General features: G+C 75.5%; 11 protein-coding genes and 3 pseudogenes. All 14 read right to left on the bottom strand.

Annotation, left to right across the window (positions count from 1 at the left end):
* Positions 1-33 precede the first annotated feature (33 nt).
* The gene (locus ABZ457_RS26040) at positions 34-12,630 is read right to left on the bottom strand and encodes an amino acid adenylation domain-containing protein (RefSeq protein ID WP_359161805.1); all 12,597 of its coding nucleotides are present in this window, start codon (positions 12,628-12,630) and stop codon (positions 34-36) included.
* A 197-nt stretch (positions 12,631-12,827) separates the two neighbouring features.
* The gene (locus ABZ457_RS26035) at positions 12,828-14,048 is read right to left on the bottom strand and encodes a cation:proton antiporter (RefSeq protein ID WP_359161802.1); all 1,221 of its coding nucleotides are present in this window, start codon (positions 14,046-14,048) and stop codon (positions 12,828-12,830) included.
* Between the two features lie 508 nt (positions 14,049-14,556).
* A complete protein-coding gene (locus ABZ457_RS26030; protein ID WP_359161799.1) occupies positions 14,557-14,991 on the bottom strand; it encodes a VOC family protein in 435 nt (144 codons plus the stop codon).
* A 223-nt stretch (positions 14,992-15,214) separates the two neighbouring features.
* Positions 15,215-16,345 carry a 50S ribosomal protein L11 methyltransferase gene (locus ABZ457_RS26025; RefSeq protein ID WP_359161796.1) on the bottom strand — a complete coding sequence of 377 codons (1,131 nt, stop codon included), beginning with the start codon at positions 16,343-16,345 and terminating at the stop codon, positions 15,215-15,217.
* Between the two features lie 2 nt (positions 16,346-16,347).
* A pseudogene (locus tag ABZ457_RS26020) lies at positions 16,348-16,767 on the bottom strand (DUF6354 family protein); the annotation flags it as partial.
* A gap of 278 nt (positions 16,768-17,045) precedes the next feature.
* The gene (locus ABZ457_RS26015; protein WP_359161794.1) at positions 17,046-17,528 is read right to left on the bottom strand and encodes a hypothetical protein; all 483 of its coding nucleotides are present in this window, start codon (positions 17,526-17,528) and stop codon (positions 17,046-17,048) included.
* Between the two features lie 77 nt (positions 17,529-17,605).
* On the bottom strand, positions 17,606-18,172 hold the full coding sequence (locus ABZ457_RS26010; protein WP_359161791.1) for a PASTA domain-containing protein: 567 nt from the start codon (positions 18,170-18,172) through the stop codon (positions 17,606-17,608).
* Between the two features lie 743 nt (positions 18,173-18,915).
* Positions 18,916-19,785 (bottom strand): annotated as a pseudogene (locus ABZ457_RS26005) (LysR family transcriptional regulator); the annotation flags it as partial.
* An 86-nt stretch (positions 19,786-19,871) separates the two neighbouring features.
* Positions 19,872-20,318, bottom strand: a pseudogene (locus ABZ457_RS26000) (MFS transporter); the annotation flags it as partial.
* 67 nt (positions 20,319-20,385) lie between these two features.
* Positions 20,386-20,958 (bottom strand): GNAT family protein, encoded by a 573-nt coding sequence (locus ABZ457_RS25995; RefSeq protein WP_359161788.1) that lies wholly within the window; start codon positions 20,956-20,958, stop codon positions 20,386-20,388.
* 102 nt (positions 20,959-21,060) lie between these two features.
* Positions 21,061-22,155 (bottom strand): winged helix DNA-binding domain-containing protein, encoded by a 1,095-nt coding sequence (locus ABZ457_RS25990; protein WP_359161785.1) that lies wholly within the window; start codon positions 22,153-22,155, stop codon positions 21,061-21,063.
* A gap of 130 nt (positions 22,156-22,285) precedes the next feature.
* Positions 22,286-22,873 (bottom strand): DinB family protein, encoded by a 588-nt coding sequence (locus tag ABZ457_RS25985; protein WP_359161782.1) that lies wholly within the window; start codon positions 22,871-22,873, stop codon positions 22,286-22,288.
* A 125-nt stretch (positions 22,874-22,998) separates the two neighbouring features.
* Complete coding sequence (locus tag ABZ457_RS25980) at positions 22,999-23,364, bottom strand: hypothetical protein (protein WP_359161779.1); 366 nt, start codon at positions 23,362-23,364, stop codon at positions 22,999-23,001.
* Positions 23,361-23,794: cbb3-type cytochrome c oxidase subunit I (locus ABZ457_RS25975; RefSeq protein ID WP_359161776.1), on the bottom strand; the 434-nt coding region annotated here is incomplete at its 5' end. The genes ABZ457_RS25975 and ABZ457_RS25980, both read right to left, overlap by 4 nt.

Here is a 23,794-nt window from a genome sequence, read left to right as displayed (position 1 = left end):
AACGCGGCACCCCTGACCCCGCCGCCGCCCGCGTCATCGCCGTGCGCCCCGAGTCCCGGGGAACGAGCCGAGCGCCGTCGGGTCGACGGCACGGGTCCCCAGGTGCAGGGGCGCGGCGCGGGTCCCGGTGGCCTCCGCCGCCGCCCAGTAGGCCAGCCCGGTAGGGGCGTCGACCGTGCCGTGCACCAGCGGTACGCCCGCACCCGAGGCGTGGAGCAGGGACTCCAGACGGCAGGAGGCGATGGTGTCCGCGAGGGAGGGCCGGGCGAGATGGCCGGCCACCGCGGCGGCCGGCAGCCCCTCGGCCACCCGCCGCTCGGTCGGCCCCACGGTCAGCAGCCCGCCGCCCACGACCAGGACGTCCCCGGCCCGGGTCATCCGGTCGAGGGCGCGGGCCGTGTCGAAGCAGTGCGGGAAGGAGTCGTCCACCACGGTCGTCCCGGGTTCCAGGCGGTCCACGTCGAGGAGGGCGCCGCCACCGCTGACCGCCGCCACGATCAGCCGCGCCCCGTACACCGCGTCGGGAAGCCCCCCGCCCGAGGCGAGAACCTCCACGGCACCGGCGAGACCCCGTGCGCGGAGGCGGTCGGCCAGCTCGGTCAACCGGGGTCGGCTGCCCGGGACATCGCAGAGCAGAAGCCGGGCGGGCGGCTCGGCGGCCCGGTCGAGCAGCAGCTCCAGCGAGGACGCGCCGATCGAGCCGAGCCCCACGAACGCCACGGTGAGACCGCCCAGTCGCTGCCCGGTCGCCTCCAGGGCGGCGTGCACGGTCTTCACCACGGAGACGACGGTGGCGGCGTGGCCCGTGGTGACGGCGACGGACGGCCCGGTGCCGCCGGGGCCGAGGGCGCGCAGCACATCGAACCCGTAGCCCGTGAGCGAGGGGATCATCCCGGCGAGCGAGACGGACCGGGCGCCGAGGGAGGCGGCGAGCTCCGTGCCGTGGACGGTGTGCCCCAGCAGGGCGTCCCCGGGGGCGAGTTCGTCCGCGAAGAGGGGCAGGCACACGAAGCCGGAGCTGCCCAGCGGGGTGCTCAGCGTCTCCAGGAGGCGCGGCCGCCCGTCGGGGAAGAGCAGCGACCGCAGCTCCTCACGCGGCAGCGCGGCTTCCGGGAGGTGCGCCAGCCGGGCGAGATGGGCGGGGGAGGGGAGATAGCCGACCAGGGCGGCGTCCACGGCGGGTTCCGGGGCGGGGGCTGGGGTGGGTGTCGGCGCCGGGGCCGGTGGGGGCGTCGCGGCGGGCCGGCTCCCGGGGGAGGTGGCCGCCGCCTGCGCCAGGGCCTCGCGCAACGCTTCGGCGAACGCGTCCAGGGCGGCCGGGGTGAACGCCGTCGCGGACCCGCGCACGGTCAGCCGCAGCCGCCCGCCGTCGAGGGCGGCCGCCAGGAACACATCCGTACCGATCGGCGGCGGCGCGTACGCGCTGTCGCCGCCCTCCCGTTCGACGGTCAGGGCCCGGCCGCGCGCCGGGCCCGGCGCGGCGGCGTCCAGGGCGGAGAAGTCCAGATAGGTGAAGAAGAACTGCGAGGCCAGGGGCAGTCCGTCGGGCCGCGCCGGTACGGGCCCCTCGTGGAGCCGCGCCGCCGTCGCCTCGCTGGCGACGCGCCGCAGATCGTCGCCGAAGTCCGCGTCGCCGGGCCGCCCCGAGTCCGGTCCGGCCGGGCGCAGGGGCACGGCCGCCGCGAAGGGGCCGAACACCCGGTGCGCGTCCGGCAGGGAGTGGTCGCGGCCGCTCACCGCCAGACCGAGCACCAGGTCCGCCCGCCCGGTCGCCGCCACGAGCGCCCGGTAGTAGGCGGTGAGGACCGGCGCGTAGAGGGTGGCACCCGCGCGCCCGGCGAGGCCGCGCAGCTTCTCCACCTGGTCCGCCCCGATCGTCATACCGCGGGTGTGGAAAGGCGCGTGACGGTCCGCCTCGCCGGGCCCGGGGCCCGCACCGAGCACCGGGGGACGGTAGGGCGCGCTCAGCCGCGCCCACCGGTCCCCGCCCTCCCGCCGCGCGGCGGGTACGGCGAGGCGTACGGCGTAGTCGCGGAAGGTGCCGCGCAGGGCCGGCAGGGACGGTTCCTCACCACGGGCGAGAGCCTCGTACACGGTCGTCAGCTCCCGCACCAGGAGCGCCGCGCTGTAGCCGTCGCCGATCAGATGGTGGGCGTGCGCGAGGAGTACGTGCTCCTCCGGTGCGAGGGTGAGCACCCGCAGGCGCAGCAGCGGCCACGCCCAGGGCTCGAAGCGGCGCGCCCGTTCGGCGTCCACCCGCGCCTCCAGGGCGTCCGGGGCGTCCGGGGCGGCGAGGGTCTCGAAGTCGACCGGCAGACGCAGCGACGGGGGAAGCTCCTGTTGCGTCGCGGGGCGCGCCCCGGCCGGGAAGACGGTGCGCAGCATCGGATGCCGGGCGACCAGCGTGTCCACCGCGGCCTGGAACAGGGCGGTGTCGAGGGCACCGCGCAGGCGCAGCCGGGTGAGCCCGGACGAGGTACGGCCCGGCGCGAGGGCCTCGGCCAGCAGGAAGCCGCGCTGACTCGGGGTGACGGGGAAGGGCGCGGGCCCCGCCGGGGCCGGCCCCGGGGGTGCGTCCGCCGCGGGACCGCCGGCAGGGGCCGCGTCGACCCCGGGCCCGCTGACCCCGGTCGCGGCGCCCCCGGCCGCGTCGACCTCGGCCGCGGCCGTGTCGATCGCGGTGGCGAGGGCGGCCAGGGTGCGGTGGCGGTAGACGACGGTCGGCCTCGGCAGGGGCCCGCCCTGCTCGCCGCCCTGCTCCAGCCGCGCGAACACCTCCAGCACGAGCAGCGAGTCGCCGCCCAGCGCGAAGAAGTCGTCCTCCCGGCACACCTCGTCGGTCCGCAGGAGCAGGGACCAGATCCGCGCGAGCCGGACCTCGGTCGGTGTCCGGGGCGGTGTGCGCGTGCCCTCCGCGGGCTCCGGCGCGGCGGTCGGCCCGGGCGCCGGGAGGGCGAGCAGCGCCTGCCGGTCGATCTTGCCCGTCCCCGTGAGCGGCATCCGGTCCACCGAGGTGATCCGGGAGGGGACCATGTACGGCGGCAGCGTCCCGGAGAGATGACGCCGCAGCGCCACGGCGTCCGCACCGCGCGCGTCCGGTCCATGGGTCACGAAGGCGGCCAGCCGCCCGTCCAGGACGAGGACGACGGCCCGGACCACGTCCGGATGGGCCTGGAGGACGGCCTCGACCTCGCCCGGCTCCACGCGGTTGCCCCGGATCTTCACCTGGTCGTCCAGCCGCCCGAGGAAGTCGAGGGTGCCGTCCGGACAGACCCGTACGCGGTCGCCGCTGCGGTACCAGCGCCGCCCGTCGCGGACGGTGAACGCGGCCTCGGTCAGGGCCGGTTCGCCGAGGTAGCCGGGTGTCAGTCCCACCCCGGCGATCAGCAGCTCGCCCGCTTCGCCCGGCTCCCGGGGCTCCCCGTCCGGGCCGACGACCGCCACCTCGGTCCCGGCGACCGGGCGGCCGATCGGGAGCCGTCGCACCTCCTCGCCGGGGCGCGAACGGATGAGGTGACACGTGGTGTTGATGGTCGCCTCGGTCGGGCCGTACAGATTGGCGATGCGCTGTCCGTCGCCGAAGAGGTCGAACCAGCGGCGCACATGGGCGGGTGACAGGGCCTCGCCACCGACGTGGATCCACCGCAGGGCCGACAGGTCGGGCCGCGCCGCGCCGCTCCTGACCCGCGCCTCGGCGGCGGCGAGGAGCTGTTCCCAGAGGGTGGGGACCGAACTCCACACGGTGATCCGGGCGCGTTCGACGTGCTCCAGCAGGAGTTCGGGGTCACGCAGCAGGTCCCGGTCGACGGTCACCACGGTCGCGCCCACCAGCAGCGGGGCGAGGAGCTGGCGGACGGAGGCGTCGAAGCAGAGCGAGGCCGTCTGCGCGAGCCGGTCGTGCGCGTCGTAGCCGAAGGTGTCGACGGCCCAGCCGAGGTAGTTCTCCATCGAGCGGTAGGTGATGGGGACGGCCTTGGGCCGGCCGGTGGAGCCGGAGGTGAAGATCACATAGGCGAGCGTGCCGGCGTCGACGGGAACGTCCGGACCGGCTCCGGGGCGGGGTGCGGGGTCGTCGGTCTCCGGCGTGTCGACGGACAACAGGGTCACGCCGCCGAGGGTTTCGCCCACCTCCCGGGTGGCCGCGTGGCAGAGCACCGTACGCGCGCCCGAGCGGGTGAGCTGGTCCCGGAGACGCGCGGCCGGGTGGGCGGGGTCCAGGGGCACCCAGCCCGCACCCGCGCGCAGCACGGCGACCACCGCCACGACGGCGTCGGCACCGGGCTCGGTGAGGAGCCCGACCAGGCTCCCCGGGGTGACGCCGGACGCCGCCAGCCGGGCCGCGAGCGCGCCGGAGGCGCGGTCCAGGTCCGCGTACGTGAGGGTGGTGGCACCGGTGTCGACGGCAATGGCGTCGGGCGTGGCCCGGAACCGGGCGAGCAGCCGGGCCACGATCGTGGCCGACGCCGACGCCGACGCCGACGCCGACGCCGACGCCGACGCCGGGGCCGAGGCCGTCTCCGAACCCGAACCCGGGCCCGCGCCCGAGCCGGAGCCGGAGGCCGAGCCCGACTCCGGAGACGGGGCCGCGTTTGAGCCCGGGTCCGAGGCCGTCTCCGAACCCGAACCCGAACCCGGGCCCGCGCCCGAGCCGGAGGCCGAGCCCGACTCCGGAGACGGGGCCGCGTTTGAGCCCGGGGCCGCGCCCGCGCCCGACTCCGGGGCCGGGCCCGCGTCGAGCCGGTCCGCCGGTGTCGCGGGCGCGGTGGTGAGCGCGGCCAGCTCCTCGTGGAATTCGCGGTCCAGGCGGGCCACCGTCGCCGGGTCGAAGAGGCGGACGGGGAAGTTCCAGGAGAAGCGCAGCCCCGTCCCGTCCTGCCAGCAGAGCAGACTCAGCCGCGTCGCGGCGGTACCGGTCCCGGCCGCCGACGGCCGGACCGTCACCGGGCACCGCCCGTCGAGCACGGCCGGGAAGCGGGCGAAGCTGAAACCGGCCGGGCTCACCGTGCGGGGTCCGGCCTGGGCCGCGTCGGCCGGGAGCAGGCGCGCCAGATCGAGGCTGGTCGGGACCGCATGCTGCTCGCTCTCCAGCCAGATGCGCGCTATCCGCTGGGCCAGGGCCCCCACCGGCTCGTCGGGGTCCGTCGTACAGAGCAGGGGCAGGGTGTCGGCGAGCGGTCCCACCAGCCGGTCGAGCCCCGGCAGCCGGGCGTCCCGGCGAGCGCGGGCCACGTTCACCGCGATCTCGCGCTGCCCGCTCCACCGCGCCAGGCACCGCACCTGCGCGGCGAGCAGCAGATGGAAGAGGCTCACCCCGTGGGCGGCCGCCTGCTTCTCCACGGCGGTGGTCCCGGCCGCGTCGAGCGCGCTGTGCCACGCGGTCAGGGGCCCGCCGGGCAGGGCGCCGGGGTCGCCGTCGTACGGGAGCCGCAGCGCCCCGCCCCGGGCGCTCAGCCGCTGCGACCAGTGGCGCAGGTCGGCGGCGAGGGCCGCCGCACCGGCCGGGGCGGAACGTTCCTCGGCGAGGGCGGCGGCGTGCCGGGCGAAGTCGCCGGCGAGCGGAGGCAGCGACGGCTCGCGCCCCTCGGCCAGGGCGGTGTAGAGCGACCAGAGTTCCTGGGCGAGGACGTTGAGGCTGAACCCGTCCCCCGCCACATGGTGGATCACCAGGACCAGGTGGGCCGGCTCCTCGCTCTCCCGGACCAGGAGCGCGCGGACAGGAGGCTCGGCGGCCAGATCGAACGGCCGGTTGCGCAGGGTGGTTTCGAGCTCCTCGACGCCGCCGGTGCGCTCGCGGACCTCGTACCAGTCGGACAACTCGGCGGCGGGGGCGACGTACTGGTGTGTCGAGGGCGCGCCGTGCTCGTCGGTCGTGTCGCGAACCCTGATCCGCAGCATGGGGTGCCGCTCGGCGAGCGCGGCCAGCGCACGGCCGAGGAGCCGGGCGTCCAGCGGCCCGTGGACGGTCTGGCGGAGGTAGCCGTGGGCGGGAAGGTCCGGATACAGCCGGCCGCCGGTGTGGAGGGCGCGCTGCCCGGGGGTCAGCGGGAACGGCTCGCCGTCCGTGACGGGGGAGGGGGCGGGGGTCCCGGGGGCGGTTGTGGCCGAGTTCCCGGCCGCGGTGTCCAGATGGGCGGCGACTTCGCGGACCGTCCGGTACTCGAAGAAGAGGGTCGCGGGCAGGTCGGTGCCCAGCTCCCGTTCGAGCCGCCGGACGAGGTCGACGGCGGTGAGGGAGTCGAGGCCGAGGGAGAGGAACGGCGCGTCGTCGGGGATCTCGGCGGGCGGCAGCCGCAGTGCCGTGGCGAGCAGCTGGCGCAGCAGCGCGGCGGTGTCCGCGTCGGCCGTCCCGGGGCCCGGCGTCCTCTGCGAGGCGGCGGCGGGCGGTTCCGGGCGGGCGTCCGGGGCCGGGACCGAGGCGGCCGCCGCGCTCACCCCGCCCGGTGCGAGGTCCGCCCGACCGTGTGACGACGGGGCCGGGTCGGCGAGGAAGGAGCGCGTCGCGTCGGCGAGGAAGGGGCGCGCGGGGTCGGCGAGCACCGGGCCCGCCGGGTCGGCGATCAGCAGATGCGCAGCGTCGACCGCGCACGCCGTGCGGAGCGCCGCCAACACGGTACCGGCGTCCAGCGGCCGGCCCCCGGGCCGTGGTGGCGCGGCCGAGGAGCCGCGGGCCGTCCCGGTGCCGAGGGCGGCGGCCATGCCCGTCCCGGCGACGGCGGCGAGGCTCACGGACTGCCACGGCCGCCCTGCCCGCCGCTCCGACGCGGCGAAGGCGTCGAGGAAGGCATTGGCCCCGGCGTAGTCGCTCAACGCGCCCGCCAGGCCGGGCAGCAGGGCGGAGACGGAGGAGAGGACCACCCGGACCGCCGGGTCGAGCCCGTGCCGTCGCAGGCCCCGCGCGAGCAGCAGGGTGCCCCGGGTCTTGGCCGCCTGGGCCTCGGCCGTCCCGTCCGCGTCCCGGGTGCGCAGGGTGCCCGGCCGGACGACCCCGGCCGCGTGGAACAGGCCGTCCAGCCGGGGCAGTTGACGCAGCAGCGCGTCCACGTCCCGTTCCGCTGTCACATCCGCCGTCCGGTAGTGGACGGTGGCGCCCAGTGCGCGCAGCTCTTCGACGAGGCCCGCCGGAGGGTGGGCGGAGCGCCCGGCGAGGATCAGCGTGGGGCGGCCCCGCGCGGCCAGATCCCGGGCCAGCGCGCCGCCGATTCCGCCGCCGCCTCCGGTGATCAGGAAGGTGCCGTCCGCCGGCAGCGGCGACACCGCCCCGCCCGGCGGGACCACGGGCACAAGCTCCCGGCCGAGCCTGCGGCCCGCGCGCCAGGCGACCGCGCTGGACCGGCCCGGTGCGTCCGCCGCCCGGAGTTCGGCGAGCACGGCCGCCAGCCGCTGGGCCGGGGTGTCCAGCGAACAGAGGTCGACGCCGATGGCCGAGCAGCCCGGGGTCTCCTGCGGCAGGGCCAGCAGCGGTCCGCCGAGGACGGCCTGCGCGGGGCGCGGCCGTTCGCGCCCGTGGCCCGTGGTGTGGACGTCCTCCGTCACCACCACCAGCCGGCTCGCCCCGCTCTCGTCCAGCAGGGCCAGCGCCGTGTCGAAGGCCGCCAGCGCCTCGGCCTGCGTCCGGGCGAGCGCGTCCGCGTCCTCCTGGACGGGCGCGGACCCGGCCACCAGCAGGACGGTGTCCGCCGGTCCCTCGCCTCCGGTGCGCACCGGGACGCCCTCGGCGGCCAGCTCCGCCGCGAGCCGGTCGGCGGACACGGTGTCGGGGCCGGTCAGCAGGACGGTGCGTGCCGGGGCCGCCGTATCCGTCGTGTCCTGGATGCCGTCCGGTGCGGCCTCCTCCCACCGGACCCGGTGCAGCGGGGCCGTCGGCGGGTCCGGCCAGTAACGCGCGCGCTGGAAGGGGTAGGTGGGCAGCGGAACCCGGCGGTGGCCCGCGTCGAGCGCGGTGCGGTCCAGGGGCACGCCACGGGACCACAGCCGGCCGACGGTCTCCAGCAGCGCCCCGCGACCGGAGCCGGAACCGCCGGGCAGGGCGGGCGTCACCACCGCCTCCGCCGCCCCGGCCTCCGTCGCCGTTGCCGCTGCCGCCTGTGCCGCCGCGGACAGGGTCGGGCCGTGCCCGATCTCCACGAAGGTGTCGTAGCCCTCCCGGGCCAGGCGCGCCACGGCGTCCCCGAAGCGCACGGGCCGCAGGGCATGGTCGCGCAGGTACTCCGGACCGAGGACCGGCTGCCACTCGGCGGTGACCGTGCTCATCAACGGGACGGCCGGGGCCTGCGGCATGAGCCCGCGCGCCGCCTCGGCGAGCCGTTCGGCGACGGGACGCATCAGCGGCGAGTGGAAGGCGTGGGGGACGCGTAGACGGCGTGCCGGAACGCCCAGCCCGTCCAGCTCACGGGCGGCGCGTTCCACCGCCGTGACGCTGCCGGAGAGGACCTGGAACCCGGGGCCGTTGTACGCGGCCACCACCAGGTCACCGCCTGCCCCGGCCACCACGGCGGCCACGGCGTCCTCGCCGCCGCGGACCGCGAGCATGGCGCCGGGCTCCGTGAACGCGCCCATCAGCCGCCCGCGTTCGGCCGCGAACCGCACGGCGTCGCCCAGGCTCAGCGTCCCGCCGGCACAGGCGGCGGCGAGCTCCCCGACGCTGTGTCCGGCCACCGCGTCGGGCTCCACGCCCCAGGCCCGCAACTGGCGGGCGAGGGCCACCCCGGACGCGACGAGCAGGGGTTGCGCCACCTCCGTGGCGGCCTGCGCGGCGACGTCCACCTCCGGGTCCAGGCACCAGTCCCGCAGGGGGCGCCCGCGTACCGGCCCCAGCAGCGCGGACGCCTCGTCCAGCGTCTCCCGGAACACGGGCGCCGTGCGGTACAGGGCCCGGTCCCGGCCCGGGAACTGGGCGCCCTGCCCGGGGAAGAGGAAGACGAGGCGCGGGCGGGAACGGGCGACGCGCCCGGTGTGCCCGTCCGCTTCCCGGAGCGCGGCGGCGAGCCGGTCGCGCAGGTCGCCGTCCGCGACGACGGCGAGCCGGTGGGGGCCGTCGTCCCGCGAGGTGCTCGCCGTCAGGCAGACGTCCCCTTCGGTTTCGGCGAGTTCCGGGTGCTCGTCCAGGTGGCGGGCCAGCCGCGCGGTCGCCTCCCGCAGCGCGGACGCGCTGCGGGCCGACAGGGTCAGCAGGTGCGGACCGGTGCCGTGTGCGGCCCCGGCGCCCTGTGCGTTCCCGGTGCCGTGCGTGGCGCGCGCAGGGCGGGGCGGTGCCTCTTCGAGGACGGCGTGGGCGTTGGTGCCGCCGAAACCGAAGGCGTTGATCCCCGCGAGCAGCGGCTCGGGCGAGACCCAGTCCCGGGTCTCGGTCACCACGGAGAATCCGGCGGGCGCGAGCCCCGGCGCGGGCGGCGCGTGGTGCAGGGACGGCGGGAGCCTGCGGTGCCCCAGGGCCAGGACGACCTTCACCAGGGCGGGCAGGGCCGCCGCGTTCAGCAGATGGCCGGCGTTCGTCTTCACCGAACCCACCAGCCGGGGGCTGCCGTCGGGCCGCGCCGGGAACGCGTGGGCGAGAGAACGGAGTTCGATGGGGTCGCCCACCGCCGTGCCGGTGCCGTGCGCTTCCACATAGCTCACCGAGGCCGGGTCGGTGCCCGCCGCCTCATGGGCGCGGGTGATGACCTCGCGCTGGCGCAGCGGATTGGGTGCCAGAAGACTCATCGACCGGCCGTCGTTGTTGACGGCCGTTCCCCGGACCACCGCGAGGACGTGGTCGTCGGCGGCCCGGGCCGCGTCCAGCCGTGTCAGGACGAGCGCCGCACCGCCCTCCCCGGGGACGAAGCCGTCGGCGTCCGCGCTGAAGGCGCGGCCGCGCCCGGTGGGGGAGAGGGCCCCCGCCTCCTCCAGGAGCCGGTGCGCGGTGCCGGTGAGGTGCAGGTTGACGCCGCCGACGACGGCGAGATCGCACTCGCCGTCCAGCAGGCTGCGCCGTGCCAGGTGCAGGGCCACCAGCCCCGAGGAACAGGCCGTGTCCACGGCGAGCGCCGGACCGTCGAGGTCGAGGCACTGGGAGACCCGGGCGGCGATCAGGTTGGGCAGGTTCCCGGTGAGGGTGCCGGGCAGCGGCGGCCCGTCGGCGCAGGCGCGTTCCAGTACCTCGCGGTAGCCGCTCTCCCCGACGGCCGCGAAGACGCCGACCCGGCGGCCGTGCCGCCGGGGCCCCGCGTACCCGGCCCGTTCGAGGGCCTCGTGCGCGAGCTCCAGGAAGATCCGCGCCTGCGGGTCGAGTGCGCGGGCCTCGGCCTCGTCGATGCCGAAGTACCCGGCGTCGAAGCGCTCGGGGGCGTCGAGCAGCGCGGCCCAGCGCGGACGGGAGGTGTCCCGTCCGGTGCCCCAGCGCCCTTCGGGCACGGGGGCGACGGCGTCGTGACCGGCGGTCAGGAGGTCCCAGAACGCCTCGGGGGTGTCGGCGCCGGGGAAGCGGCAGGCCATACCGATGACGGCGGCGGACGTGGCCGTGGCGGCGGACGTGGCCGTGGTGGCGGGGGCGGCCGGACCGGGCGCGGGCCCGCCCGCATGGGATGCGTCGCCCTCGTTGCCCGCCCGGGCGCTTCCGTTGCCCGCACCGTCCGCGCTCGCCGCGCCGTCCGTGCTCGCCGCGCCGTCCGTGCCGGTGGCCGGGACGGTCCGCAGCAGCTCGGCGGCGAGCGCGGCGACCGTGCCGTGGTCGCGGATCACCGCCGGGGGCAGCGTCGTACCGAAGGTCTCCTCCAGCGCGACCAGGACCTCCATGGCGCGCAGCGAGGTCCCCCCGAGGCTCCCGAACCGCTGCTCGCGCCCGATCGACCCCGCGGGCAGCCCCAGCACCCGGGCCCATATCTCCCGGACCACCCCTTCGGCCTCGGCCCGCGTACGCGGAACCCCCGCCTCCCGCCGAGGCGCCCCGGCACGGGACTCCGGTCCCGCCCCGGCCCGCGCGGACGGGCCGGCCGTTTCCGGGACGGCGGACGGACCCCCATGACCCCCGCCCCACTCACCCGCCTCGTACCGCTCACGCAGCCGCTGCCGCTGGAGCTTCCCGCTCGTCGTCCGGGGGAAGGCGCCCGGCGGCAGGGCCAGCACCCGTACGTCGTCGTGGAGCAGCGCCTCGCGCACCCGGGCGGCGACCCGGCCGAGCGCCTCGGCCGCCTCGCGCGGCGGACCGGCCCAGGGTACGAACACCACGACGCGCTCGGCGCCCGTCGACGGGTCGGTGGAGCCGACCACCGCGCAGGTCCCGCGCGGCAGGCCCGGCGTCGCCGCGGCGACCTCCTCCATGTCCGGGGCGTGGAACGTACGGCCGTTGAGGAACAGCACGTCCTTGTGCCGCCCGGTCACACAGAGCCGTCCGTCGCGCAGGAAGCCCAGGTCGCCGGTGCGCAGCCACCCGTCGGCGAAGACCTCGGCGCTCACCTCCGGCAGCCCGTGGTAGCCGCGGGCCAACTGGGGCCCGCGCACCAGGATGTGACCGACCCGCCGGTCCCCGAGGTCCGCGCCCGCGTCGTCCGTGATCCGCAGCGCGCAGCCCGCGACCGGGGAGCCGACGTCCATCAGCTCGACGGCCGCCGCGTCGCCCGGCGCCGCGTCCACGGCCTCACCCCGGCTCAGCGCCGCACGGTCCAGGGCCAGCGGCTCGGCGACCTCCCCGGGCGGCGGGAACGTCACCGCGAGGGTCGCCTCCGCCAGTCCGTAGACCGGCTGGGCCGCCGCCGGGTCCAGCCCCGCCGGACGCGTCTTGCGGGCGAAGTCCCGCCACACCGCCGGTGCGATGGGCTCGGCCCCCACCAGCAGCAGGCGCACGGCCGACAGGTCCAGCCCGGCCAGGACCTCGTCGGGGACCCGCCGTACGGCCAGCGCGAGGGCGAAGTTGGCGGCGGAGAGCACGGTGGCCCGGTGCCGGGCCGCCACCTCGAACCACATCCGGGGGTGCTTCGCGAAGGTCAGCGGCCCGATCTTCACCTGCCGGGCCCCGGCGGCCAGCGGGGCGAGATGGGTCCCGATGAGCCCCATGTCGTGGAAGTACGGCATCCAGCTCACCACGACGTCGTCGGCGGAGAGCGCCGAGGCCCGGCGTATCTGCTCCAGGTTGGCGCGCACGGCACGGTGGGTGACCTCCACGCCCTTGGGCGCGCCGGTGCTCCCCGAGGAGAACTGCAGGAACGCGACCTCGTCGGGCGCCACGGCCACCGGCTCCCGCAGCACCGGCCCCTCGCGCAGCGCGGCGAGGGCCAGCGGCCTTGCCCCGTCCGGGAGTTGCTCCGCCACGGACGCGTTCGCGGCGTCCACGACGACGGGCGGCCGGCCCAGCTGGTCCCAGACGGGCCCCACGCGCCGGACGTCGGGCGCCAGCGGCACGGGCACCAGACCGGCGGCGAGCGCGCCCCAGAACATCGCCTGGAAGTCCTCGCCGCGGTCCGCGAGCAACGGCACACAGGTCCCCGGCGCCACCCCGGCCGCCCGCAGACCCCCGCCCACGCGCATCGCCTCGCCGAGGAGTTCGCGCAGCGTGACGGTCAACTCGCCGCCGTCCCCGCGCACATGGACGACGGTCTGCCCGGGAGCCTCCCGCACCGCGTCCAGCAGCACGTCCAGCAGTGTCTTGTCGTCGTCCACCGGCACAACGGTCCGTTCGTCACGCGCACGGCACCGCGCGCACTGGTCGTTCTTCCCCCGCCGAGGGCTCCGCCGCGGTCAACCGGTCAACGCCCTCGGTGATGATCCTATGAGCCTCCCGATCGTGGGGAATCAACCGCAGTGAGGAGCCCGCCTACCTCCCGGGACCGACGCGCCGAGTGTGCCCTCACCTCACCTCACCACGCCTCCGTCTCGTCCGCCGGGCGCGCCCCCGTCCTGCGGCCCGCCGCGCCGCCGCGTCCGATCCTCGTGGCGAGGAGGGGCAGCACCAGGACGGAGATCATCGCCGCGCCGACCAGGGCCGCCGCCGTGTCCGTGCCGAGGATCTTCTGGTCCGTGCCGATGGTCGTGATCGCCACCACCAGGGGCAGACAGGTCGAGCAGAACAGCGCCAGGGCCGCCCGGTCGGCGCGGCCGGGCTCCCGTGGCGCGAAGGCGTACACGGGACCGCCCCGGACCAGGACGAACAGCAGCAGGAACACCGGGACCAGCAGCAGCGCGCCGCCGTCGTGGAGCAGGGCGTCGAGGTCGAACTCGATGCCGGTCACCACATAGAAGAGGGGGACGAGGAAGCCGAACCCCATGGCCTCCACCTTGCCCATGACCTCCCGCCCGTTTTCCGGGGCCGCGCTCTGGAGGACCAGCCGGGTCACCACCCCCGCGGCGAACGCGCCCAGCAGCATGTCCAGGCCGAACGCCGTGGCGAGGCCGAGCATCGAGGCGAGGAGCAGCATCACGAAGCGGACGGCGAACTGGGCGCTGCTGTGCAGGGTTTCGTCGACCAGCCGGGAGAACCAGGGCGGCCTCGGCCGCAGCGCCCAGAAGACGGCGGCCGCCGTGATGACCGCGAACAGGACCAGCAGCACGGCGGACTCGCCGGGCTTCCGGCCGCTGAGCAGCAGGGCGACGGCGACCACCGGGCCGAACTCGCCCACGGCCCCGAAGGCCGAGACCGTCCGGCCGAAGGGCGTGTCGAGGTCGCCGCCGTCCCGCAGAATCGGCAGTACGGTGCCCAGGGCGGTGCTGGTCAGCGCGGTGGCGATCACGAACACCCCGGACAGCCCGTGCTCGTCGGCGAAGAGGAGGGCGATCCCGATGCCCGCCGCGAGGGAGACCGGCCAGGCCAGCAGCGCCCGGTTGAGGGTCCGCCCCCGGACGGCCGCGAAGTCGATCTCGTATCCCGCGAGGAAGATCAGCATGCACAGTCCTAGGTCGGCCAGGGTGTCGGTGACCTGGCCACCGTGCGCCCAGCCGAGGACCTGCGGACCGAGGAGGACGCCGAGCGCGATCTCGAAGACCACCATCGGGACGCGCATCCGACGGCCCGCCAGGTCGGCGAGCAGGGGCGCGAGCACGGCGGCGGCCATGATCAGGACGAGGGTGCCGGGTTGGGACATGCAGGTCTCATACCTGGTCGCGCCGGCCTCCCGGGCGCGACGCGCCGCCCGCGCGCGCCCCGACCCGGCGGGTGCTGCCGCCGGCGCGCCCGCCCATGCTCACCCCGACGGCACGCACAGGACGGCGCCCCGGTGGCGGCCCCGGGGGAGGCCGGCCGCCGTGACCCGCGAACCGGACCGCGAACTGTCCCCCGGACCGGCCCGCGAGCCGACCGCCGAACCGGACCGCGAACCGTCCCTCGAACCGGACCGCGAACCGGACTGCGGATCCGCCGCGGACGACGACCTCGCGCCGGGCCCGCCCGCCGCGCCCCGTCACGAGCAGCGCACGCGACCTCCTGGTCGCGGCCGGCGCTCACGGTGCGCCGCCGGGCCCTGGATCGCCTCGCGGCCGCCGCCCTGCGCGACCCCCTCCTGACGGACATGGCATCCCTGGCGGACCCGCAGGGGCTGGGCGGGCCGGAACGGTGACGGGCGGTCCGGAACGGTACTGGGGGGGCGGGCCCGCTCAACCCAGGATGCAGAGTTCGTTGTTCTCGGGATCGGCGAGGGTGGTCCACGCGTAGGGGCCCTGACTGCCGTGGTGCAGAAACGTCGCCCCCTTGGCGATCAGCCGCTCGACGACGGCCCGGGGCTCGTCGGGCCCCGTCTTCACGTCCAGGTGCACCCGGTTCTTGACCGCCTTGGGCTCCGGCACGAGCTGGAACAGGATGCGCGGCGTCCGGTCCGTGCCTTCCGGGTCCCGGATCGCGGTACCGGCCTTCCACACCAGGACGCCGTGGTGCGTCGTGGTGTCCTCCTCACTCGCCCGCCCCTCGGCGACCATCCGCCGGATGAACGCCTCGTCCCCCGGCTCCACTTCCCAGCCCAGGGCCTCGGCCCACCAGTCGGCGAGCGCATGCGGGGTGGCCGAGTCGACCGTCACATCGAAGGTGTACGCCATGGGCCGACCCTACGCAGCGGCGCCGTCGGCTCGGGGGTCCCTCACCGCCGGGCGTGCCGTCGGCGCCGGTGGGCGTGACGCCCGGGGCGGTACAGGACGAGGACGGCCAGCACGAGTGGGGTCAGGGTCAGGACCGTGAACGTCATGGGGTGCGTGTGCCCCGTCAACGCTCATCCGCACGTCTTGTGGGGCGTGAGGCTGGGGCCGGGCGCGGGACCCGCGTTCAGAGCGTGGCCCGCCAGCCGGCGCGTGCCAGCCGGGTCCGGCCGTCCGGCGTGATGAGGACGCGGGCTCCGCGGACCGGGAGTTCGCCGTGGGTGAGCCAGTAGCCGCGGATGCCGTCCAGGACCTCCCAGAGGCGGCGCGGACCGCTCTGGTGCACGATGGTCGGCCCGGTGCCGTTCGACGACGCCCGTGCCCACGAGCCGTCCGGGTGCGCGAGCCACGTCACCCGGTGGCCGTCGGTCTCGTCGAAGCCGTACAGGGTCCCCGGCGCCTCGATCGAGAGCATCGCGGCCACGTCCCAGGCCTCCTGGATGTCGAGGGCCGGAAAGTCGCTCCCCGTGACGGAGTCCCCGTCCCGGTTCCGGGCGGCGTCCCGGAGCCCTTCGGGCAGGGTGTCCGGGTAGTCGTCCCCGGCGCGGGCCTGCATGAAGCCGGCTCTGTCCCACTCCACTTGGCCGACGGCGGTGCCGTCCTCCCGCTTCTCCGCGGTGACGATCAGCGTGGTGTCGCTGATCGTCGTGACCAGGCGTCCGCCCGGGCGCAGCGCGGCGAGCCACGAGGGCGGGACCCGGCGCACGGCGACGGTGGCCACGATCCGGTCGTACTCTCCCGGCAGTACGCCTGTGCCGTCCAGCACCTCAAGTTGTGGGCGCAGTCCGATCCGGTCCAGGCGCTGCCGGGCCGCGTTCACCAGGTACTCGTCGACGTCGATACTGGTGACCCGGTGCTCCTCCAGCCGCAGCGCCGCGAGGGCGGCCCCGTAGCCGGAGCCGGTGCCGATGTCCAGGAGCTCGCAGCCGTCGGCGATGCGGGCGTGCTGGAACATGCGTACGACCAGGCTCGGGAGGGTCGCGGACGAGGTGGGCAGCCCGGCCGGGGCGCCTCCGTACGCGGCCAAGTCCGCGTGGTGCGGCCCGACACGGGTGATCACGGACCGGTCCGCGTAGGCGTGCTGTGCCCAGGCGGTCTCGTCCGACGGGCCGTCGCGCAGCGCCCAGGCGCCGGCGCGGCGATGCCACCAGCGGGGCATGAACCGGTGGCGCGGGACGGCGGCGACGAGAGGCCGCCACCGCGACCCGGGGTCCGTCGCCTGCTCGGCGAGGGTCGTTGCGTGCTTCTCCCACTGCATCGTCAGCTCCTGGTCGTAGGCGGGGCAGGCCGGGGGCCTCGGTGTCGGCGGGATTTCAGTCGCCGGAGTCGTCGGGCGGCCGGCCGTCCTTGGCGATCGGGGCCGACCACAGCGGGCGCAGCCGCGTATTCGGGGCTGAGCACGATGTCGGCCAGGCGCTGCTGCCTGACGTTACCGGTCGGCAGGAAAGCGGGAGAGGGTGCGGGCGGTGATGGTCCCCGGAACAGCCCCGCCTGCGCGGGGTCCTTCAGCAGCTCGAACGCGCCGCTGCACAGCCGGATCAGGCTCGCGTACGTCTCCTTGCCCACCTGGCCGCGGAGGTCGTGCTCAACGGCCAGCCGGGCCCAGCTCCCCTCGATGCCCAGGACCCGCATCCGCCGGTCCCGCTCCTTCATGTCCGGCGCGAGGTCCCGGAACAACTGCCCGGGCTGAACGTCCTATGCGATCACGATTTCTCCTCCAAGATGTACCCGTGCTCGCGGGGCACGCCGTGGCGGGTGGTGGGGCTGGTGTGGAGCTGCGACGCCTCTATCCGGCGAAGGAGCAGCTCGCGGCCGTCGGCGGTGAGGGTGACGACCTGGACCTTGCCCTAGTCGTAGCCGAACCCCGGTCGTCCGTCAGTCACCTTGATCCGGGGGCCGCCGGGCTCCATGGCCCGGTACACCTGATTCTTCTCGATCATGGCCGTCTTCTTCCGGGGTCAGGGGCAGGTCTCGCCGTCCAAGACGGTCTGCAGGGTCACGAGGACCTCGAACTGGTACGTGCCGGGTCCGGGGGTCTGGCTGCAGACGACCCAGTTGCCGGGCACCTGGGCCCGATCCTGCCCGAGAGCATCCTCGCTGACGACGTACCGGAACCCGGCCGCTTCCGCGAGGCGCTCGCCCAACTCCAGAGACCCGCCGGTCAGGTCGGCCAGGTCGGCCGTCTTCGGGTCGGCGAACGGGTCGTTGGCGGCCGCCTCAGCGCCCTGCCGCGCCATCTCTTCGAGGTTCTTCTCGTTCTGACCGAACACGCCGTACACCTCCCGCTCGGCCTCCGACATGGTCTCGGAAGGAGACGGCTCGACAGGCACGGTGACGGGCGGCTGAGACGGCTCGGCGCCGGTGCGGTCGCTGTTCTGGCAGGCCGTCAGGAGCAGCAGGGCGGGCAGGACGAGGGTGGCGGCGGCCCGCACGGTGCGCATCGCGGGGTCCTTTCCGGGGTGGTGGCGGGTGGATGGGCGGCGGCCCGGGGCGCGGGCCGCCGCCCGGCGGTGCGCGGTCAGCAGGACTCGGTCTGCTTCACCGAGTACAGGGTGATCGTCTTCTCGACGGCGTGCTTGCCCGGGGTGGGCTCCTGTTTGCACACCTTCCAGTTCCTGTCCATGAGCAGCATCCGCTCCATGCCCGTGTGGTCCTTCTCCCGCAGGGAGTAGAACCCGGCCGCCTGGGCGGTGTCCTGGGCGTCCTGGTGGGTCAGGCCAACGAGGTTGGGCAGGGTGCCCATCTCGACGGTCGGGGCCTTCTCGGCGGGCTTGTCGTCCGCCTTCTTCGGCTTCTCCGCCGGGGTCGCAGTGACCGTCTTCGTCGCCGTGGCCGTCGGCCGGGCCGTCTCGGTGGCCGTGGCGGTTACCGTGACCGTCGGCTGGGGCCCGGCCTTCGCCGAACCGGCCGGGGCCGTGCCGTCGTTCTCGCTCATCGCCGCACCACAGCCGGTGCCGATGACCAGGATCGCGACGCCACCGGCCCAGACCCGCTTCATCTTGTGCAGGGGACGGACCGCAGGCGCGGGCGTCTGGTACGGCTGCGGTGGGTAGGGCTGGTGCGGAGGCGGGTAGCTGCCGTTCATGGGATACGTCCTCCTTGCGGGCGTAGGCGGTGGATGAGAGATGGGTCAGGCGGGGCAGGTCCGGCGGGTGTTGGCCTCGTACTCGACCTCGCCGTCCTTCAGGCCGGTCGCAGCCGTCCCGTTGATGCCGACCGCCTTGCGGCCGTTCGCGAGCCGGTTGTCGACCTCCGGCGTCCCCCGGTCGAACAGTTGATCAGGACGAAGTAGCCGGTGTTCTCGGTCAGCCCGGCCGCGACATGGTCGAACACCGCGCGGGTACGCGTGGTGAAGTTCATGGTCCCCCTGGGACGAAACAGCCGGAACACCCCCGCCTGCGCGGGAACCACACTTGCTGAGCTGCTTCTTCGGGAGGCCTTTGCGCTTTCTTTGCCTCGCTTGGGCCCTGCCGCATGGGGATCATCCTCGCAGAGCAGCCGCGGCGCCGCGGCTGGTCCGTCGAAGACGCCGGTGCTGGTGCCGCATGGTTCGCCGTCGGCGCGTTCGTCTTGTACCGGGCCGAGCTGCCACGGGCCTCGTGTGGCCGATGCCCCGTCCGAAGTGTTCGTCCGCACCCCAGGGACGCATCCACCCGTTCGTGCGGCACACCCGGGCCGCCCGGCCGCCGTGTTCGATGACGTGCGCGCGTACCCCCGCCGCTGCCAGGGAGCCGGCCCGGTGTCCATGGGCCACCGGCCGGAAGGCCCACGGTCGGCCGCCCCGCCGCCCCCCTCACCCCCCTCCACCCCCGACAGCCCCGCCTCGTGGGCCGTGTCCAGGAGGACGCGGGCCACGGCGGAGTCCGGTTCGCGGGCGGCGATGACCAGGCCGATGGGGACCGTGCGGACGGGGTCGACCAGGGGCAGTGCGCGCATTCCGGGTGGGACGCCGAAGACGTGGAGCCATGCCTGCGGGACGATGCTCGCCCAACGGCCCGTCCGGACGTGGGCGAAGAGGGAGGCGACCGAGTCGGTCTCGACGCGGGGGGCCGCCCGCAGGCCGGATTCGGTGAAGACCGCGTCCAGGACCCGACGGCCCTGCATACGCGGAGTCAGCAGGCACAGCGGCAGACGGGACGCCTCCGCCCAGGTCGCCGTCGTCCGGCGGGCGGGGTCGTCCGCGACCCCGGTCAGCAGAACGTACCGTTCCTTGTAGAGGGTGACGGTCCGGAAGTGCTCGCCCAGGTCCTCGTGGAGATAGGTGAGTCCGGCGTCGAGCTCGAAGCCCCGCAGGCGTTCGAGGGTCTCCTCCGACCGCAGGTCCGTCACCACCTCCACCGTCACCAGCGGGTGCGCCGCGCAGAACGGGGCCGTCAGAAGCGAGACGGCGCCGGACGCGGTCGGGACCGAGCCGATCCGCAGGCGCCCGCTCAGACCGGTGCGCAGGGCCGTGACCTCGTCCTTGAGGGCGTCCCGGTCGGCCAGGATGCGCTGGGCCCACACCACGATGCGCTCGCCTTCGGGGGTCAGTCCCTCGTAGGTCCGGCCCCGCTGGACCAGGAGGACGTCCAGCTCGTCCTCCAGCTTGCGGATCGCCTCGGACAGGGCCGGCTGCGAGACGTGGCAGGACTGCGCGGCACGGGCGAAGTGCCGCTCCCGGGCGAGGGACACCAGGTATTCGAGCTGGCGGAAGAGCATCGCTGTCCCTCGGGGTGGTCGGTGTCCGGTCGGTACATCGCTACCACGGCCGGCGCGCCGGGCGGTGGCGCCGCCGCCGAAGAACCCGGTCGGACCCCGTCCGTGGCAGGCAGATGCCGGCGGCTGTACGCGGCCGTGACCACCAGGCACAGCAGCCCGACCGCCGCCATCGCGACCAGCAGCGCCGGATAGGAGACGCTGCCCGCCGTGACCGCGAGCAGCAGCGGCGCGAGGAAGCCGATGGAGGTGGTGCCCTGGTACAGGGAGGCCGCCGACGGGCGCGCGTGCTCGGGCGTCAGCCGCTCCGTCTCCTTCAGCCCGGAGACCAGGGTGAGCCCGTATCCGGCACCGAGGACGACCGCCGCGGCCGGCACCAGGACCACCGACCCCCGGTGCACCGCGAGCGCCCCGGTGAGCAGTCCGGCGATCACGGTCGCCACGGCCGCGAGGGTGGCCCGCGCGCTGCCGGTGTGGTCGAGCCGGGCCGCGAACGGCTGGACGACCAGTCCCGTGGTCAGCGTCAGCGCCGCCACCAGGCCGCTGCCCGCGCCGCGAGCGGCCGGACCCGCGCCCCGGACGTCGGACGAGCGGCCCGGCCTCTCAGCGGGCCGGAGTCGGCACGGCCGACGGCTGCCATTCCCGCCTGAGCAGACCGAACACCCACGAGTCGGAGACCTCGCCGTTCACGACGCAGTCTTCCCGCAACGTCCCTTCACGCACGAATCCGACCTTCTCCAGTACCCGGGCGGATGCCTCGTTGCGCGTATCGGCCTCGGCCTGGACCCGGTTCAGGTCCAGTGTGTCGAATGCCCACCGCAGCAAGGCGTGCGCGGCCTCGGTCGCGTAGCCGTGGCCCCACATCGCGTCGTCGAGGCAGTAGCCCAGCGACGCACTGCGGCAGTCCGGGTTCCATCCGGTCAGACCGCACCAGCCGACGAAGGCACCGTCGGAAGCGCGGTCGACGGCCACCCGCGCCCCGGTGCCTTCGTCCGCGATCTTCCGGCACATCGCGATGAAGCGGTCGGCGCGGGCGTGTTTGGTCCACGGCGGGGAGTCCCAGTAGCGCATCACACAGGTGCTGCTGTGCAGCGCGAAGAGGTGGTCCGCGTCGGCGTCGGTGAAGGGCCGCAGCCGCAGGCGGGCGGTGTGCAGTACGGGGGTGGCCAGAGTCATGCGCACCATCTTGTGTCCCAAGGGGCGGGCAGAACACCGAATATCCGATCCCGGTCCGGTCCTCACGACCGGGCGGCACAGCGTGATTGTGTGATCCCGGCCTCACCCCACCCGCACCCGCTCGCTCTCCCCCTCCGAGAGGAACGACGCCAGCGCGCGGCCCTCCTCGGCGACCGCGTCGCGGGCGGTGGGGGTGAGGCGGTGGAGCGGGGTGACCGAGATCGTGTCCTCACGGACGGTCCAGGTCGCGGCGACGCGGCCGTCGACCAGGACGACGCGTTCCCCGGCGACGGACAGGCCCCGGTGCTCGTCGTCGATGATCCGGCTGCGGTCGTGGTAGCCGAGGATCGCGTTGTCGAAGGCGGGGAGGAAGCGCACCGGGGCCGGGGTGTCGGGGTCCGGGCGGGGCGCGTCCGGGAGGTCGAGCAGTTCCCGGCCGCGCTCGTCCCGGAAGGTGACCAGCTCCTCGCGGACCGCGGCCACCGCGGCGGGCAGCCCCGAGACCCCGCACCAGGCGCGCAGGTCCGCCGAGGCGGCGGGGCCGTACGCGGCCAGATAACGCCGGACCAGGTCCTGGCCCACGGGATCGGACGGGTCGTCCGGGGCCGGGGCCGCGTCCCGGCCCAGCCAGGAGGACAGAGCGGCGTGCCGCGCCCCGGCCGCCTTGGCGCGCCACACCCCGCGCGGCGGGCACTGCACCATCGGGAGGACGGCGAGCAGCATCTCGCCCAGCGGCCGGGGGCCCGCGTCCGGCCAGCGCTCCGTGAGGGCCCGGCCCAGCTCACCCACCGGGCGGGGTTCGCCGTCCGCCGTCAGCTCCCGTCCCACCGCGGCGAGTTCGGCGGGATCGACGCCATCGAGCCGACCGCGGTAGACCCCGACGACGCGCTGGAGGAGCATCGCGTCGTGCCGGGTCCGCCAGGCGAGGGTGTCCTCGGCGGTGAGCAGGTGGACGGTGCGGCGCATCAGATGGGTGCGCACCACGCGCCGCCCGGTCAGCAGCTCCGACAGTGACGCCGGGTCGAAGTCGCGCAGCCGGGACCACAGCCCGGTGAACGGCTCCTGCGGTTCCTGCGCCTGGAGTCCGCACAGGTGGCGGACGGCGTCCAGGGCGGGGAGTCCGGCGCGGTCGAGCAGCAACTGCCGGGCGAGCGCGGCGCGGTTGAGCGCCCGCCGGTCGAGGACGGCGACGGTCACGGGCCCACGTCCCGGTGGCCGGGCGGCCGGTGGTGCGGGTGCGGGTGCATGGCGGTGGGCGTTCCTTCCGTCGGGCGGTGGTTCGGGCGGTGCGGCGGTGGTCCGTGCGGGCGTCGCGGGGCGGGCGCGCTCAGGTGGACGTCTGCCCGTCGAGCGTCTCGCGCACGATGTCCGCGTGTCCGGCGTGCTGCGCGGTCTCCGTGATGATGTGCAGCAGCACGCCCCGGACGCTGCGTACCTCACCGGGCTTCTGCCAGGGCGCCTCCGGCAGCGGATGGGTGGCCGACAGGTCCGGTGCCGAGGCCACCAGTTCGGCCGTCCGGGCCGCGACCTCCTCGTAGCGTTCCAGGAGCCCCGCCAGCGTCTCGCCGGGCTCCATACGGAAGCCGGCCTCGTGCTCGATCGCCCACTGGGGGACCTCCCGCGCGGTGCCGGCCGCGAGGTCCTCCCAGGTGACGCCCTCCGGGAGGTCGAAGCGCAGCACCTCGGAGCCCTCCACGGCGAAGCGCGTCCAGCGCTCCTCCATCGCGGTGACGTGCTTGACCAGGCCGCCGAGACAGAGGGTGCCGGCCGTCGGGGACCGGCGGGCCTGCTCGTCGTCCAGCCCGCGCACGGTGGTGAGCAGGGCCGCCCGCGCGGTGGAGAGCGCGCCGAGCAGGTCGGCGCGCTCCCCGTCCAGGGCGGTGGTGGTCGGGGGAGTGGGCGTGGCAGCGGACATGGTGATCGAATCCTTCCGGGTCGTCCTCGTCGTGCCCTGGTGCGGCACTGGACCCACCGTGACAGCCATCGAGGACAGATCCTGTCCGCTATGCCGCGTGTCCACGGACGAACCGTGCCACGCGGTCAGCCGCCCGCGCCCCGGACCACGGCCAGGACCGCCGTCAGCGCCACGGCCAGGAACACCGCGCACCCCGCCGCGCACCGCGCCAGCAGCCGGCGGCGCAGGACGCGGAACGCCTCCTCGTACTCGGCGCGCAACTCCTCGGCCCGCGTGGCCGTGCGCTGCCAGGACTCGCGGGCGAGCGCCAGGTACTCCGCCTCGAACCGGGCGCACACCAGCTCCCGTTCGGAGCCGGCCGGCCACAGGTCCGAGGCGAACCGTTCCGCCGCCCGCCGGCCCTCCTCCCGGGTGGCGGAGAGCAGCAGATGCCCCTCGATGTCGTTCACCAGGGCGCGGGCCTCGGCCCGGTGCCCGTCCGTCGCCGTCACCGGGAGACCAACTCCCGGGCGGAATCCGCCGCCGCCGGGTCCGCGATCTCCGGGTGGTGCAGGTCGAACGCCGGGGATTCACTGCGGATGCGGGGCAGGGTGAGGAAGTTGTGCCGCGGAGGCGGGCAGGACGTCGCCCACTCCAGGGAGCGGCCGTAGCCCCACGGGTCGTCCACCGCGACGGGCTTGCCGTACTTGGCCGTCTTCCAGACGTTGTACAGGAACGGCAGGATCGACAGGCCCAGGACGAACGAGCTGATGGTGGAGACCGTGTTGAGGGTCGTCAGCCCCTCCGCCGCCAGATAGTCCGGGATGCGCCGCACCATTCCCTCCGTGCCCAGCCAGTGCTGGACGAGGAAGGTGCCGTGGAAGCCGATGAACAGGGTCCAGAAGGTGATCTTCCCGAGGCGTTCGTCGAGCATCTTGCCGG

It is taken from the genome of Streptomyces sp. NPDC005805 (genome assembly GCF_040630445.1).
Taxonomy (GTDB): Bacteria; Actinomycetota; Actinomycetes; order Streptomycetales; family Streptomycetaceae; genus Streptomyces.
The sequence above is the reverse complement of the archived record's forward strand: the minus strand, read 5'-3'. Positions and strand labels throughout refer to the sequence as shown.

Bases quoted from the DNA above. Each gene is read 5' to 3' on its own strand.
- ABZ457_RS26035 (WP_359161802.1), bottom strand. From the start codon at position 14,048: ATGTCCCAACCCGGCACCCTCGTCCTGATCATGGCCGCCGCCGTGCTC.
- ABZ457_RS26030 (WP_359161799.1), bottom strand. From the start codon at position 14,991: ATGGCGTACACCTTCGATGTGACGGTCGACTCGGCCACCCCGCATGCG.
- ABZ457_RS26025 (WP_359161796.1), bottom strand. From the start codon at position 16,345: ATGCAGTGGGAGAAGCACGCAACGACCCTCGCCGAGCAGGCGACGGAC.
- ABZ457_RS26015 (WP_359161794.1), bottom strand. From the start codon at position 17,528: ATGCGCACCGTGCGGGCCGCCGCCACCCTCGTCCTGCCCGCCCTGCTG.
- ABZ457_RS26010 (WP_359161791.1), bottom strand. From the start codon at position 18,172: ATGAACGGCAGCTACCCGCCTCCGCACCAGCCCTACCCACCGCAGCCG.
- ABZ457_RS25995 (WP_359161788.1), bottom strand. From the start codon at position 20,958: ATGACTCTGGCCACCCCCGTACTGCACACCGCCCGCCTGCGGCTGCGG.
- ABZ457_RS25985 (WP_359161782.1), bottom strand. From the start codon at position 22,873: ATGTCCGCTGCCACGCCCACTCCCCCGACCACCACCGCCCTGGACGGG.